This is a genomic window from Bacillus sp. JJ664 (assembly GCF_036962205.1).
GTDB lineage: Bacteria > Bacillota > Bacilli > Bacillales > Bacillaceae_G > Gottfriedia.
Genome location: NZ_JBALMS010000064.1, coordinates 15,497 through 30,155 on the forward strand (window position 1 = coordinate 15,497; position 14,659 = coordinate 30,155).

A 14,659-nucleotide genomic window follows, 5' to 3' on the forward strand; every position below is an offset into this window, starting at 1 on the left:
TTTCTAAAGTGATACAAGATGAAACCTACTAAGTTTACTTACTTAGTAGGTTTTTTCTACAATTATATATATTAGTTCTTCTTACTTTATTAATTAGACGACTTTCAACGAATTCCTTCTTATATTGATTAAATTTGATATAATCTTACCATAAATTCAATAAAACATTAAATTTTAGGATGAATAAAGAAGTTTGTTGATTTTCTATATAAATATGTATACTTTTTAACCGAAAAATTACGCATTTTTCATTTCAACTTTGTTCATAGTTTTTTTAAGTTAGATTGATCAAGTACCTTATACTATCAGTTTAATTATAAAATAAAAAAGCTAAAAATATAATGAAATACATCCTTCATTACATTTTTAGCTTACAACTTTTTAATTTCCAGCTTTAATTTTATGGCCTTGTATCATCATCATTTTAACTTTATAGCTAATGAGGAACTCAATTCCTTCCAACCATTTCTTCGTCTCTAGAGGCGTTCTCCCCCAGACAGTTATTCCATGGTTTCTAACAAGGACTGCTCCATAATCATTCGTTAGAAATGGAGTATAGGAGCGTTTAAACGCTTCCATATCCTGTGCATTTTCAATTATAGGAATCGTAATTTTGCTATTTGTATAGGAACTTGTAATGATATGAATCATTTCATTATCTTCAAGTTCTACTTTCCCTTCATCTCCAAACAGTTCAGACATAATATTATTGTCAACCGTATGTACATGTAACACACATGCAGCAGACGTCTTTTCATAAATATTAGCATGAATTAATGTTTCAAGGGAGGGTTTTAATACAGTATCAAAAACTGGCTCCCCTTGGTTATTAACAACAATAAATTCTTCATCACATCGCGCTCTTTTATCTTTTTCATCTGCTGTAACAAGGAATAATAATGGATCATCAGAAATCTTCATTGATAAATTCCCACTTGTACCATAAAACCAATCCCGCTTTGCCAAGTCACATTTAATATTTGCAAGTTTCTTCCACTGTTCTAAGAATAAACTCATTCTTACACCTCCATTTAGTTAGACTATCTATTGGCATGCCTTTAAAAATTCAAACTATTCTTACTATTTAATAAAATTATGTCATGCATCCAACTTCATTGTCAATAGTTCTAAATAAATGAACAAACTCCAATAATTTACATCAACATTCTTTTTTTGATAATCTTTATTGATTAAATACTTTTTTTACTTCTTGTTTAGACAATACCCCAAATTTATTACATAAAATTGTAAAAAACACTATTTTTCGATTCATTATTTTGTCCTTTCTTTCCTTAAGGAAACTTTTTTGTATTTAGTAAATTATATGAAATCATCAGACAAATGTGATAATTCTGAAATTGATTCTACAAATTTTCATGAAAAAAATATTGGCTGTTTTCGTAAATGATTACAATCTCCTGCTGGAATCTCGTAACTTCTATTATCATCACTTTTGTATTTGCTGTTAAATCCAAAAGCAACAATCTTATAGAAAGGCAGTTTATGTATCCATTGTCCATTGTATCTATAAAAGAATACGTTAGATGATTACAACTCCTGTCTTATAATGTAAGCAATCTTTCAGAAAAGTGCCTATAGATACGAACCTCGCCGATATTATGAATATTAATAAATCAGCATTCTTACAAAAATTGTAATGATCTACATTTAGAAATTCTGTAAATTTGTGATAAAATAAGACGACTAAAAATAAGGCTCTATACTAAATGTTTAATTGTTTATTAAAACTTTATGGTAATTATGAACCCGCTACAAACAAAAAGCATATGACAGATGTGGGGCCAAAATAAAAACGAGGTATGTAAATGAAAGTCGTATTAGCAACATTAAACGCAAAATATATTCATACAAATTTAGGAATTCGTTATATAAAAGCTTATGCTCAGCCAGAATATGATATTGAACTTGCTGAGTATACAATTAAAGATCCTAGTATAAATATCATTACTGATTTATATAAGAAGAAACCAAAAATAATTGGGTTTAGCTGTTATATTTGGAATATCGAGCAAACGATTGAAGTCATTCAAATGTACAAAAAAATTGACCCTAATGTTACGATTTTTATTGGTGGACCTGAAGTAAGTTATGATGTTCAATACTGGTTGGATCGAGTAAAGGAAGTTGACGTTGTAGTCGTTGGTGAAGGCGAAATTACAGTTAAAAACTTAATTAAAGCGATCGACAACGGGGAAGATTTCTCGAAGATCTCAGGAATTGGTTATAGAGATAATGGTTTAAATATTGTTAGACCTCAAACTGAAAAATTAGATTTAACAAGCATTCCATCTCCTTATCGTTTTAAAGAAGACCTACCTTTCTTAAGTAAAAGAATTCAATATATTGAGACAAGTCGTGGCTGTCCGTTTAATTGCCAATTTTGTTTATCTTCTATTGAAGTAGGTGTTCGTTATTTCAACCGTGAAGTGATTAAAGATGACATTCGTTATCTAATGGCAAATGGTGCAAAAGTATTTAAGTTTGTTGATCGAACATTTAATATAAGTAGAAGCTACGCGATGGACATGTTCCAATTCTTAATTGATGAGCATGTAGAGGGTACGGTATTTCAATTTGAAATAACAGGCGATATTATGAGACCTGAAGTAATCGAATTCCTTAATGAAAATGCTCCTAAAGGGTTATTCCGATTTGAAATTGGTGTTCAATCTACGAACGATGCTACAAATGAACTTGTCATGAGGAGACAGAATTTCGAAAAACTATGTCGCACTGTAACACTTGTTAGAGATGGCGAAAAAATTGACCAGCATTTAGACTTAATTGCAGGTTTACCAGAGGAAGATTATCAATCATTCAGACAAACGTTTAATGATGTTTTTGAATTGCGTCCCGAAGAGCTTCAACTTGGATTCCTAAAAATGCTTCGAGGCACTGGTGTACGGTTAAGAGCCCATGAACATGACTATGTATATATGGATTACGCACCATACGAGGTTTTAGGTAACAATATTTTACCTTTTGAAGACATCGTGAAAATTAAGCAAGTAGAGGATGTTCTAGAAAAATATTGGAATGACCACAGAACAAATAATACAATCGAGTATTTAATTGAAAATGAATTCGAAAGTCCATTTGATTTCTTCCAATTATTTGGTTCATATTGGGAAGAACGTGGTTGGTCACGAATAGGCCACCAGCTTGAAGATTTATTTAAACGTTTAGATGAGTTCTTAAAACATTATTCAATTAAAAATGGAAAGATCACAAAAGACATTATGAAAGTAGATTATTACTTAAATCATAAATACAAACCTCGAAAACCATGGTGGGAAGATAGTACTGACAATGATTTTTCAAAGAGAATATATAAACAAATAATTGAGCAGCCAGAATTTTTAAGTAAAGAATTCTTAGATCTTCATTTAAATGAAAAAGAATTATACAAACATACTTTGGTTGAACCACTTTCATTCGATATTGAACATTTCTTACAATCCGCTGAATATAGAACTGGTTCATATGCAATGTTAGTATACTTTTCACCAAAAACCTTAAAACCATCATTTTTCACATTAGAAGTGTAATGCAAAGGACAATACCATTTTTTTGGTATTGTCCTTTTGTTTTGAATTGAATTCACTTAAAAGCTAATAATATTTGTAAGTCGAGGTGATAAAATGAACAAAAAAAAAGAAAACAAAAAAATTGAATCTCCGGTATTGAATGAAACTCTACCGCATATTTCAAACTTTCCTTCCTTCAAAGGAACCGATGTCAAAATGGAGGAACCTTTTATCAATTCAAAAGGTGTTGTCATTGGTGATAGTAAATACAGTTCACCAAATTCTCCTTTAAATAATTGGTCTGATGATGTAGATCCTGCTCTTATGGCTGGGGATGAATGGGTTCATCCAACAAATGATATTGGGTGGGCAACAGCAGAAAATTCAGCTATCATTGAATCTAAAAAATTAGAAAGAGAACCTGGAAAGCAATTTATGCATCCACAGCACGAAACAAGAGACTAAAGATGTGGGAGGAGAAATGGAATCGGGAAATTCTCCATTTCTCCCCTCTCTTTTATCTGTTTTCGTTTTCCATCGATTATACTATTCAAACAAAGAAACTTGCATATCGCTATTTTTCAAAACTACTAGAGTATGTAATTGAGCCCTGTGATGCGTAAAATGGACTAAAATTTCAAGTAACCATTCAAACCTTGTATATTCTACGCCCCAATATGACGACTTTTTTTGCATTAGATCTTCTTCATTATAAAGTCTATAAGTGTTGATAAGCTGCTCTCTACCACGCAGTAACAAAGCTTTTAATTCTACAATCGAATGACATTTTACAGATTCATAAAATGTTTCCATTTCTATTTTCGTTGCACCATTACTTATTAACATATCCGCTGCCATTAATTCACATAAATGTTGTATTAGCTCTCCTATTGATTTTTTATTCTCCACTGGTCTATAATGCAAGTCTTCTTCACTTAAACAATCTATTATTTGAATTACACTATCTACGGAGTAAGTTATTTGATGAATTACACTTTCAACATACATATTTTTCCCTACCGTTCTTTTTCTTCCATATTATCAAATCTAAACGCTTCTTACTATCATCCACACCAAAACAAATACACTTCTCACCGTTTGTTAAAAAAGCCATCGATGTTTTAAATATGCCTTATTAAAAAAATTGGACGTATTGAATACGTCCATTTTTTAGTTCTTATTAAAATTTTTGTTGTCTAATGTCGTTACTTTTTCAACTGCCAAATGTTGATAATTCTTTGTGTTTTCTACTAATTTAATTAAATTTATATATGTTTGCTTTGCACCTAAAACAAGTAAAGGTACTCCAATAAAATCAATTTTTAAAAATCTTGATGTAAATCCACCTAAAGTCATAGCCAATGGAACTGTTGGTGAGGTATTTGATAGAATAATTTTGTCATCATTATTTAATAACAGCATACCTAAGCTCTCAATAGCTGCATTAACATTTTTCGTATATCTCCTTGCAACAGTATAAACTTTATCCCCATTTTCGTCTTCACCATGGTAATATAATTTCCCACCATCTTTTGGCTTCAGTTTATTAAATAAATCGACGTTTTTAACTTCACTATCTGTTGGCTTACGGTCTTTAGGTAATTTATTTAAATGATATGCTGCAGCTAAAGGTGAAGAATGTGTACCGCCAAAACAGTTATAAATATAATATTTCATGTCAATTCATTCCTTTATATTTGATTAAGAAATTGTATCGCACCCATTACCTTTTTTAATACGTATGTAAATGTAATTGTTTAGAATCCCATTCTGCAAAGCAAACCTGTTTTAATGTTAAATTAGCATCTGATAATTTTTTATGCACCCATTTTTCATCCTTTTTCAATGAGTATAATGATCTTTCAATAATCTTGCCATCACTGATAATGACCATTGGCATGATCGCTTTTTCTGAATTTATTTTTAAATCTTGCTTCGTTGCAACATCATAGCTCGACTTTTTTAAAACACTAATAGAGCCATCATTCTCCAATATCGCATATGCAACCTCGTTAACAGAAAATGTACCTTTTGCCCTGAGTAATTGTAATAGCTGATCGATATCTAAACGATTTCTTTTTAATTCATCCCATTGTATAATCCCTTTTTTGATGACGACTGATGGATCTCCCTCTAGAACCTTTCTCGCTCGACGAGATTTTTGAGTAATCATTTCAGTAATAAAGATCAGCGCGCTCCATGTAAAAATACTAAATAATATATGTGGAAGATTTGCTTTATCATCATAAATTGCATCTCCTAAAATATTACCTAGTACAAGAGCTGAGATAAAATCGAAAGGTGTAATTTGATTAATTTGCGTTTTACCAAGTATTTTAACGACTATAAAAAGAGCAATGTACCCAAAGAATAATTCATTCAATATTTCAAGGTATCCCATAATTTACACTCCTGTATATTTAGTACCTATTAAATTTTCTTACTATTTCAAGCTTTTTATTCATGATTGCCACAAATCGTACTTAATTCATAAATATATGTGCATCTGGGTTATATCCACTAGTGATCAAATCATATATTATTTTTGCCAAAATATAAGAGTAAATCATACCACTCCCGCCAAATCCCATTAAAAAATAACAATTTGGATATTCTGGATACTCCCTAATCATTGGTAAGCCAGTATGAGTAGAGCCAAATAAACCTGTCCAATAATATTCAATCTTTACATCTTTATATTTTGGATATAGTTCAATTAAACTTTTTAATAATTGGTCTTTTTTATGATGTAACATCGCATCTCTTTGTTCTGGATTTATCGTATATTCATCCTTACCCCCAACTATTATTCTTCCATCAGTTGTTGTTCGAAAATATAAATAAGGTCTAGCTGTCTCCCAAATTAAACTATTCTCATGCCATGCCTCGTTCTTTAAACATGCTTCAGTTACAATTGCATAAGTAGAAGAAAGTACTGCATTTTTATCTTTTTTTAATTCTAATGACTCATAGCCACCTGCAAATATTACTTTTTTTGCTTTTATTGTCACATGTCTATCTGTAAACAATTCAACACCATTCTTAGTACCGATCAAGCTTTTCACTTCGGTTTCACTAAATACCCTAACATCTCGCTTTATCACATATTGAAGAATTCCATGAACGTATTTAAACGGACTTAACTCTGCATCATTTGAAGTAAATAATGCACTTTCTTTTTCGATCTGATATTTATTTTTGATATCTTCTTTTGAAAATTTTTCGACTGGAAAGCCATTTTCTACTAATACTTTATATTCAGACTCGATCATTTCTTTACCAGTTTGATCGCTCGCAAAATACAAACTTTTTCTTCTAATAAAATTTGCATCAATCTCTAAGTTTTTTGTTATTTCTTCAATACCTTTTACAGCTTCTAGACAAAGGCGATAAAAGCGGACTCCGACTTCTTTACCAAATGAATCAATACAAGCAGTTAATGGCTTATCATTTATATATTGTATTAAACCCGTATTTACGATTGTACTTCCATGAGCTATTTTTCGTTTATCTACTAATACAACACTTGCACCAGTCTTACTTAAAAAATATGCACTTTGAGCCCCCGATACACCACTACCTACTATTACATAATCACATTCTATATTCTCTTCTAATGGTCTGTACTCCGCATGACTATGAGGAAAAGTTGTTGGCCAATATAATAAACCGCTTTTTATATTCACTTTTGAACTCCTTCTTCTTACATCATAAAAATTAGTTTTTGTCATAACAAAGAAAAAAATCCCACTTTTTTCAAGTGAGATTTTCTTCAAAATTATTTTGGGGTTTATTAAGATCGTTCTTTAAGCCACTTTCCGACTGTCGGATATGTTGTTTTTAGAGATGCTGGACCAAACATAATTGATACATGCCCAGAAGGTATCGATACATATTGTTTGTCTTTACTCGAAATATGTTCATTTAACGCTTCAACCTGACAAGGCATCGCAATATGATCCTTTGTAGCAGAAATATTCAATACATTTGCCTTAATTTTTGATACATCTACCCTTTTCCCTCTAATTTCTAATTCGCCTTTTAACAACTTGTTCTGTTGATAAAAATCACGAATCCATTGGCGATAAGCCTCACCTGGGAAAGGAATACCATCAGTTACCCACTTCTGCATTAACTGCCATGACTTTATAAAAGCAGTATTGTCTGATCGATCTAATAATGTTACATATGGACCAACAAAATTTGTAATTGGCTTCAGCATTTTATTACCGAAATCAATCATCTCTGGTGGGATATTCCCTAAAGTATCGATTGCTTTATCAAGCGCAAAGTACTTTTCATTTAAAAATGAACCATATAAACCAGTTTCAGAGAAGTCAAACGGACTCGTTAAAAAGATTAAGTTTTTAATTGGAGCATCCTCGTGAAGTGCAGCATAAATGCTAGTTAACGTACCGCCCATACAATAGCCGAGTATTGATAATTCACTAGCTCCAGAGAACCTTAATACTCTCTTAACTGCTTTCGCAATATAATCATACACAATATCATCAAATTTCAAATGACGATCTTCGTGTGCGAACGTTCCCCAGTCTAATAAATATACATCAAAACCTTCATTCACTAGATATTCTACAAATGAGTTTCCCTTTGTTAAATCTAGGATATAAGGTTTATTGATCAATGCATACACTAAGAGAATAGGCGTTTTTCTCACTTTTTTCGTTGTTGGAATGTAATGATAAAGCTTACTTTTGTTTTTCGTCCAAATAACCTCTTTAGGTGATTGCCCTACTAAAGGATCTCCATCTTTTGTGAGAATATCGGCTGTTCTTTTTAATCTTTTATAAGATTCTTTCAAACCTTGTGGAAATGATTCAGTTGACGCTTCTAATCGCTGTGAACTAAACACACTATTCCCCCTTTTTCTAATAAAATCGAGAAATTATACGTATAGGCCACCATTAACATTAATTTGTTGACCAGTTATATATTCACCGTCTTGGCATAAGTAGAGAACTGCTTTCGCAATCTCATCTGCAGTACCAAAACGTCTTTTAGGAATTTTGGCTTTAATTTGTTCTTTTACATTTTCAGGGACTTCACTTAACATGTCAGTTTCGATAAAACCTGGGCAAACAGTATTGACAGTAATATTTGATTTTGCTAATTCAATAGCTAATGATTTAGTAAATCCAATCATTCCGGCTTTTGCAGCAGAATAGTTCGTTTGACCAAAACCACCTGCTTGACCAATTACTGAGGAGATATTAATAATTCTTGCATTATCGGATTCTAATAAATGCGGTAATGCAGCGTTGCATGTATTATATACACTACTTAAATTTACGCTAATTACTTCATGCCAATCGTCTTCACTAAGCTTTTTGAAAGTACGGTCTCTTGTGATACCAGCATTATTTACAATAATATCTAAACGTCCGAAATGTTCAATCGTGCGCCCAACTAGTGCTTTTGTTTGCTCAAATTCAGCTACATTTGCTTGAACAGCTAGTGCTTCATATCCTTCTGATGTTAATTCATCAACGACTGCTTTTGCACTTTGCTCGCTGCTATTATAATTGATAACAACCTTAGCACCTTTTCTCGCCAATGAAAATGCAATAGCTTTCCCAATACCTTTTGCTCCACCTGTTACGATCGCTACACGATTTACTAAATCCATGAATCATTCTCCTTTTTACCCAATTATTTATTTGTTGTTAATTGCTGTAAAAGTTTCTCAATGCTTGTCAAAGATGTTTTCAATTCATTAATTTGTTGATGTATCGCTTTTGTTTCAGACTTTAATTTTGTCATATCTTTTTTTAATGCACTTGTATCCAATTCATTTCCAGTTTGATCAAATAAATGGTCCTCTATCGTATCGACTTTCTGTTCCAAATTTATGACCAAGCTTGCAACATTTGCAATATCTTCCTTCGAAGCAATGTTTGAAGCTTCCAAAAATGTTTTAGATTGATCATTCATGACTTTTTTACAATAAAGATTAAAGTCTAGTACAGATCCCATCCATTCAGAAAATTCTTCTTTTTGGACCACATCGTTCATCATTTTTCCCCAGTATTTTTCGTTGACATCATATAACTGCTTCCACATTTTTAAAGGATCAGAAATGTTTTGTTCTGACATAAGTTCATCCTCCTCACTCATCTTTAAGTATAGAAAACAAATTATTGACAAACAATTCAATATTTTCGTGATTTTTCTACAGCAACTGTCGAAATTTGTTTTTAAAATTCGATATATTCTTAAAATATTGACAATAAATTGTACTAAGTGTAAATTACACTTAAGGTAAGATTACATTACTACGTTATAGAGGGGGACATTACTTTATGACAACTAATGATCAAGACAAAAAAATAAAAAACCAAAAAGAATCTGTCGATACAATTTCTTTACCAAAAAACTTTTTAGTTCCCTTTCTACTTCTTAGTCTTAAGCAATGGAATATGCATGGATATAAATTAATGCAAGTTCTATTCGATTTAGGATTTACAACGCTTGACTCAAGCAATGTTTATCGGATTTTAAGACAATTAGAAAAAGAAAGTTATATTCAATCAAGTTGGGAGCATGGAAATGATGGCCCAGCTAAGCGAATTTATTCCATCACACAAGCTGGTGAAGAGTACTTAAAAACTTGCCACTCTTCTTTTACTCAATATCAACAGATGCTTCAAACATTCTTCTCAATTTATACTAGTTCTTTTTTCCCATTTAGTAATTCTGATGAAAAATTTAAAAAAGATTGAACATGCTTTTTGCATTCAATAATAAATTTTTGGAGGAATATCGTGATGACTGAAAAAACAATCGATCTTCAAATGGAACAAGCAGCTGAGAACTTTCAGAAAATGCTTCAGTATTTATTAGATAATCAACTGCAAATTCAACAGTGGACAGAATCATTATTGCAAGAACAAGCAAAGCAATGGGAAAACTTAAATGAACAAGTACAAAATCAACAAAAAAAATCTTATGAACAGTTTCAAGAAATGGTTAAATTAGTAAACGAAATTAAACCATCAATTAATCAAGAGGCATATGATCAAACTTGGAAAAAATTATTTGAGCAATTTGTTCCATTTCAATCTTATTGGTCAAACGTGAATCCAAACCCGTATCAAGCTTTTTTCCAATCAATGAATACAATGACAAACCAACAACAGCAATATTTCCAACAATTATTTAAACAACCTTTCGACACGCCAAATTTGACTAACTGGACAAATTATTTCCAACAATTCCAAAAAACTCAGGAAGATTGGGCGAAACAGTTTAAAGATTTCACATTCTCAAAATTATAATTTTGCTACCTTCGCTTGAAATAGTAGTTATTTCAACTTAAGAAAGGATGAAACAAAATGAATATTTTTGAAAGTGCAAAAAATGTACGAGAAATTCATTTTGATTCGATTTCAGATGGTGACGAAGCTAATTTTCAAGTCAAAATAACTTCCGAAATGATTGAACAATATGCAGCAATTTCAACAGATGTAAATCCAATTCATTTAATTGATGATTTTGCAAAAGAGAGTATTTTCGGTGAAAGAATAGCACATGGCATGTTAATTTGTAGTTTTATATCTGCCGTACTTGGTACAAAACTTCCCGGTAAAAATACGATTTACTTATCACAAGAAGTATCATTTAAAGCACCAGTTAAAATTAACGATACAATTACTGTTTCTGTAAAAGTATTAAAAAAACGTGATGATAAGAAGTTATTAACTCTCGAAACAAATGTATACAATCAGGAAAATGTATTGGTAGTTGAAGGATCTGCATTAGTTAAAAAGTTAACTTAATCCTAATATGACTGTATTTTCCAAGCATGATATAGCCCCAATTGTAAATTATATGAATGTAAGTTATTACTTACAGAAGGGGTGAAAATCATGGCACGTTCAAATAATAAATTATTAGTTCCAGGTGTTGAACAAGCACTTGATCAATTTAAATATGAGATTGCTAATGAATTTGGCGTTACATTAGGATCTGATACAACTGCTCGTTCAAATGGTTCTGTAGGTGGAGAAATTACGAAACGTCTAATTGCGCAAGCGCAAAGTCATTTAAAAGGGCTTTAATTAACTTAAAATTATATAAAATGGCTTAATATAGGGAAGATTTTTTTCTTCCCTATTTATTTTTTCATTTTTTTCCATAAAATGTAAAAATAATATTAACTAGTTGTATAGACAACTTTATAGGATTGCGTTTATAATGAAAGCGTAAACAAAAATTGAATAATTTGGAGGAGAAATTATGCTTAGTTTTTTACAACGTATTGGTAAAGCACTAATGCTTCCAATCGCTGTCCTTCCGGCTGCAGGTTTACTACTGCGCTTTGGACAACCTGATTTACTTGATATCCCATTTATGGCTGCTGCCGGTAATGCGATATTCTCGAATTTAGCATTAATTTTTGCAATTGGTGTTGCAATTGGTATATCTAAAGATGGAAATGGTGCTGCTGGTCTAGCCGGTGCAATCGGTTACTTCGTACTGACTGCAGGTGCAACTTCTATTAATAAAGATATTAACATGGCCGCTCTTGGTGGTATTATTGCCGGGGTTATTGCTGGTTTACTATACAACAGATTTAGTGGTATTAAATTACCTGAATGGTTAGGATTCTTTAGTGGGCGTCGATTCGTTCCGATTATTACATCCGCTGTTATGCTAATTTTAGCTGGTTTATTTGGATATATCTGGCCTTCAATTCAAGATGCAATTAACTCAGTTGGTAACTGGATTATCGATCTTGGTGCAATTGGAGCTGCGGTATTTGGTTTCTTAAACCGAATTTTAATTCCATTAGGTTTACATCACGTATTAAATACAATTTTCTGGTTTAACTTAGGTGACTTTACAGATGCAGCTGGCAAATTAGTGCATGGTGATTTAAACAGATTCTTCGCTGGTGATAAATCTGCGGGAGCATTTATGACTGGTTTCTTCCCAATCATGATGTTTGGTCTACCAGCAGCTGCGATCGCTATGATTGCTGCGGCGAAGCCTGAAAGACGTAAAGCTGTAACTGGTATGTTCTTAGGTCTTGCATTAACATCATTCTTAACAGGTATTACTGAGCCAATCGAATTCGCATTTATGTTTATTGCTCCAGTATTATATGCATTCCATGCAATTCTAACTGGTTTATCAATGGGTATCGTTAATGCTTTAGGAATTAAAACAGGTTTCACTTTCTCTGCTGGTTTCATTGACTATGTGATAAACTTTAATATTTCACAAAAACCAATTTTACTAATTCTAGTTGGTTTAGTCTTTGCAGTAATTTACTTCATCGTATTCTACTTTGCAATTATTAAATTTAATATTAAAACACCTGGTCGTGAAGACGAGGAAGTTGAAACTGACGAAGTAACAACTGAAATTGGTGATTCTTTATACCTACAAGGTTTAGGTGGTAAAGAAAACTTAATAAATATTGATAACTGTACTACTCGTTTACGTTTACAAGTAAAAGACGCATCAAAAGTTAATGAGTCACTTCTTAAAAAAGCTGGTGCTCGTGGCGTTATTAAATTAGATGATAAAAACGTTCAAGTTGTAGTTGGTACAAATGTAGAGTTTGTAGCAGAAGACTTAAAGAAATCTGTAAAATAATAAAAAAAAGAAGCTTGTCCTTTCGGATAAGCTTCTTTTTAAGTTTCTTTAACCAATTTAAAGGATTAAAAAGGAAAATTCTCTTTTCATCCGAAATATCATTATAATGATATCAATTGACTAGGAGGCATTTATGAACACGAAAACCTATTTTATTACTGGTTTCCCAGGATTTATTACTCAAAACTTGGTTCAAAAAATAATAACTTCAGACACTTCTCTTCATAAAATTTATCTTTTAATTCTCCCAAGTATGTTAGAAAATTGTCAAAATGCATTAGAAGTTCTACATAAAAAACTTCCATTACAGCTCTCAAAAATTGAACTAATCGAGGGAGACATTACTAAGCCGCATTTAGGGATCGATTCAACTAAGCTGATTCAACTGCATGAAGAAGTGACGGATTTATTTCATTTAGCTGCTATATATGACTTGGCTGTTCCGAAACAAATTGCATATGAAGTAAATGTAAATGGAACAATAAATGTAAATAAATTTGCTCTTTCATTAAAAAGACTTTGTCGATATACATATTTTAGTACGAGTTATGTATCGGGAAATCGAGAAGGCAAAATCCTTGAATCAGAATTAATAATGGGCCAATCCTTTAAAAACTACTATGAGGAAACTAAATATTATGCAGAAATTGAAGTGGAGAAATTAAAAGGAAAACTTCCTATTACGATTATTAGACCTGGGATTGTCGTTGGACATTCCGAAACTGGTGAAACATCTAAATTTGATGGACCATATTTTATTTTAAATTTCTTTTCAAAGCTTCGATTCTTACCCTTTATCCCGCAATTAGGCAAAGATAACGCTACTGGCAACTTCATACCGATTAATTATTTAATTGATGCTGTGTACTTTTTAAGTCAACAAGCAGTTGGAATGAATAAAACATATCAAATTACTGATCCAACACCATATCCTGTTCAAGACATTTATAAAGAAATGCTCTCTATTTATTTAAATAAATCAACTTTTGGTATGATTCCACTACAAATTGTTAGTCCGATACTATCCTTTTCAAAGATCAGAAAAATGCTCAAAGTAGAAAAAGAAGTAATTTCTTATTTTAATTGCTATTCAGAGTATGATTGCACAAATACATTAAATGATTTAAAAGGATCAAAAATTTCATGTCCTGACTTTATAAAAATCCTACCTACTTTAACTAAATATTATCAGGATCATGAACACATGATTGAAAAGCATGTTGTTGTTACATAAACTATTTTAAAGCCTAACACGTAAGTTAGTAGATACGCGGATTGTTTCAACAGAAAACCAATCACTAAAATAGTATCTTCTATATAATAGGACACTTTCATTACAGATTACCCGCCAAATGTTTGCTTTCTTAGTTGATTCACCTGCTTGGGGTGAGAATCACATTGAAAAGTAAATCCGCTCCCCTACCAGCTCCTTTGCCTTGAAAGAGATACACATTTTCAATCAGTTCGAATCTCTTAGTTCTTATATATTG

General features: G+C 31.7%; 16 protein-coding genes. 8 read left to right on the plus strand and 8 right to left on the minus strand.

Annotation, left to right across the window (positions count from 1 at the left end):
• Positions 1–381 precede the first annotated feature (381 nt).
• A complete protein-coding gene (mtnB, locus tag V7056_RS11900; RefSeq protein ID WP_499702182.1) occupies positions 382–1,017 on the minus strand; it encodes a methylthioribulose 1-phosphate dehydratase in 636 nt (211 codons plus the stop codon).
• Between the two features lie 809 nt (positions 1,018–1,826).
• Between mtnB and V7056_RS11905 the strand changes: the two genes are divergently transcribed.
• The gene (locus V7056_RS11905) at positions 1,827–3,569 is read left to right on the plus strand and encodes a B12-binding domain-containing radical SAM protein (RefSeq protein ID WP_499702184.1); all 1,743 of its coding nucleotides are present in this window, start codon (positions 1,827–1,829) and stop codon (positions 3,567–3,569) included.
• A 93-nt stretch (positions 3,570–3,662) separates the two neighbouring features.
• The gene (locus tag V7056_RS11910) at positions 3,663–4,013 is read left to right on the plus strand and encodes a DUF3905 domain-containing protein (protein ID WP_499702186.1); all 351 of its coding nucleotides are present in this window, start codon (positions 3,663–3,665) and stop codon (positions 4,011–4,013) included.
• Positions 4,014–4,094: 81 nt separating this feature from the next.
• Here V7056_RS11910 and V7056_RS11915 read toward each other — a convergent pair whose 3' ends face one another.
• The 7 genes from V7056_RS11915 to V7056_RS11945 form a co-directional block, all read right to left on the minus strand.
• Complete coding sequence (locus tag V7056_RS11915) at positions 4,095–4,556, minus strand: DinB family protein (RefSeq protein ID WP_499702188.1); 462 nt, start codon at positions 4,554–4,556, stop codon at positions 4,095–4,097.
• A 162-nt stretch (positions 4,557–4,718) separates the two neighbouring features.
• Positions 4,719–5,225, minus strand: a complete 507-nt coding sequence (locus tag V7056_RS11920) for a DUF3189 family protein (protein WP_192601252.1) — start codon at positions 5,223–5,225, stop codon at positions 4,719–4,721.
• Between the two features lie 55 nt (positions 5,226–5,280).
• Complete coding sequence (locus tag V7056_RS11925) at positions 5,281–5,949, minus strand: DUF421 domain-containing protein (protein WP_499702190.1); 669 nt, start codon at positions 5,947–5,949, stop codon at positions 5,281–5,283.
• Positions 5,950–6,031: 82 nt separating this feature from the next.
• Entirely contained in the window at positions 6,032–7,234 is a 1,203-nt protein-coding gene (locus V7056_RS11930) for an NAD(P)/FAD-dependent oxidoreductase (protein ID WP_499702192.1), read from the minus strand.
• Between the two features lie 107 nt (positions 7,235–7,341).
• Complete coding sequence (gene phaC / locus V7056_RS11935) at positions 7,342–8,421, minus strand: class III poly(R)-hydroxyalkanoic acid synthase subunit PhaC (protein WP_499702194.1); 1,080 nt, start codon at positions 8,419–8,421, stop codon at positions 7,342–7,344.
• A 33-nt stretch (positions 8,422–8,454) separates the two neighbouring features.
• Positions 8,455–9,195: a 3-oxoacyl-ACP reductase gene (locus tag V7056_RS11940; RefSeq protein WP_499702196.1), complete on the minus strand. Its 741-nt coding sequence runs from the start codon at positions 9,193–9,195 to the stop codon at positions 8,455–8,457.
• Between the two features lie 23 nt (positions 9,196–9,218).
• Positions 9,219–9,662 (minus strand): polyhydroxyalkanoic acid synthase subunit PhaR, encoded by a 444-nt coding sequence (locus V7056_RS11945; RefSeq protein WP_499702197.1) that lies wholly within the window; start codon positions 9,660–9,662, stop codon positions 9,219–9,221.
• A gap of 206 nt (positions 9,663–9,868) precedes the next feature.
• Between V7056_RS11945 and phaQ the strand changes: the two genes are divergently transcribed.
• The 6 genes from phaQ to V7056_RS11975 all read left to right on the plus strand — a co-directional run bounded on the left by phaQ (position 9,869) and on the right by V7056_RS11975 (position 14,403).
• Positions 9,869–10,288 (plus strand): poly-beta-hydroxybutyrate-responsive repressor, encoded by a 420-nt coding sequence (gene phaQ / locus V7056_RS11950; RefSeq protein ID WP_499702199.1) that lies wholly within the window; start codon positions 9,869–9,871, stop codon positions 10,286–10,288.
• Positions 10,289–10,330: 42 nt separating this feature from the next.
• Entirely contained in the window at positions 10,331–10,843 is a 513-nt protein-coding gene (locus tag V7056_RS11955; protein ID WP_499702201.1) for a hypothetical protein, read from the plus strand.
• A gap of 57 nt (positions 10,844–10,900) precedes the next feature.
• Positions 10,901–11,344, plus strand: coding sequence for a MaoC family dehydratase (locus V7056_RS11960; protein ID WP_499702203.1), 444 nt, complete (start codon positions 10,901–10,903; stop codon positions 11,342–11,344).
• A gap of 90 nt (positions 11,345–11,434) precedes the next feature.
• Positions 11,435–11,626 (plus strand): alpha/beta-type small acid-soluble spore protein, encoded by a 192-nt coding sequence (locus V7056_RS11965; protein WP_088000101.1) that lies wholly within the window; start codon positions 11,435–11,437, stop codon positions 11,624–11,626.
• Positions 11,627–11,804: 178 nt separating this feature from the next.
• Positions 11,805–13,169 (plus strand): N-acetylglucosamine-specific PTS transporter subunit IIBC, encoded by a 1,365-nt coding sequence (nagE, locus tag V7056_RS11970; protein WP_499702205.1) that lies wholly within the window; start codon positions 11,805–11,807, stop codon positions 13,167–13,169.
• Between the two features lie 133 nt (positions 13,170–13,302).
• Complete coding sequence (locus V7056_RS11975; protein WP_499702207.1) at positions 13,303–14,403, plus strand: SDR family oxidoreductase; 1,101 nt, start codon at positions 13,303–13,305, stop codon at positions 14,401–14,403.
• The last annotated feature ends 256 nt before the right edge of the window (positions 14,404–14,659 follow it).

Excerpts from the sequence above, each read along its gene's own strand:
- V7056_RS11910 (WP_499702186.1), top strand. The coding sequence starts at position 3,663 with ATGAACAAAAAAAAAGAAAACAAAAAAATTGAATCTCCGGTATTGAAT.
- V7056_RS11915 (WP_499702188.1), bottom strand. The coding sequence starts at position 4,556 with ATGTATGTTGAAAGTGTAATTCATCAAATAACTTACTCCGTAGATAGT.
- V7056_RS11965 (WP_088000101.1), top strand. The coding sequence starts at position 11,435 with ATGGCACGTTCAAATAATAAATTATTAGTTCCAGGTGTTGAACAAGCA.
- V7056_RS11920 (WP_192601252.1), bottom strand. The coding sequence starts at position 5,225 with ATGAAATATTATATTTATAACTGTTTTGGCGGTACACATTCTTCACCT.
- mtnB (WP_499702182.1), bottom strand. The coding sequence starts at position 1,017 with ATGAGTTTATTCTTAGAACAGTGGAAGAAACTTGCAAATATTAAATGT.
- V7056_RS11940 (WP_499702196.1), bottom strand. The coding sequence starts at position 9,195 with ATGGATTTAGTAAATCGTGTAGCGATCGTAACAGGTGGAGCAAAAGGT.
- V7056_RS11975 (WP_499702207.1), top strand. The coding sequence starts at position 13,303 with ATGAACACGAAAACCTATTTTATTACTGGTTTCCCAGGATTTATTACT.
- nagE (WP_499702205.1), top strand. The coding sequence starts at position 11,805 with ATGCTTAGTTTTTTACAACGTATTGGTAAAGCACTAATGCTTCCAATC.
- phaQ (WP_499702199.1), top strand. The coding sequence starts at position 9,869 with ATGACAACTAATGATCAAGACAAAAAAATAAAAAACCAAAAAGAATCT.
- V7056_RS11960 (WP_499702203.1), top strand. The coding sequence starts at position 10,901 with ATGAATATTTTTGAAAGTGCAAAAAATGTACGAGAAATTCATTTTGAT.
- V7056_RS11905 (WP_499702184.1), top strand. The coding sequence starts at position 1,827 with ATGAAAGTCGTATTAGCAACATTAAACGCAAAATATATTCATACAAAT.
- V7056_RS11945 (WP_499702197.1), bottom strand. The coding sequence starts at position 9,662 with ATGTCAGAACAAAACATTTCTGATCCTTTAAAAATGTGGAAGCAGTTA.
- V7056_RS11925 (WP_499702190.1), bottom strand. The coding sequence starts at position 5,949 with ATGGGATACCTTGAAATATTGAATGAATTATTCTTTGGGTACATTGCT.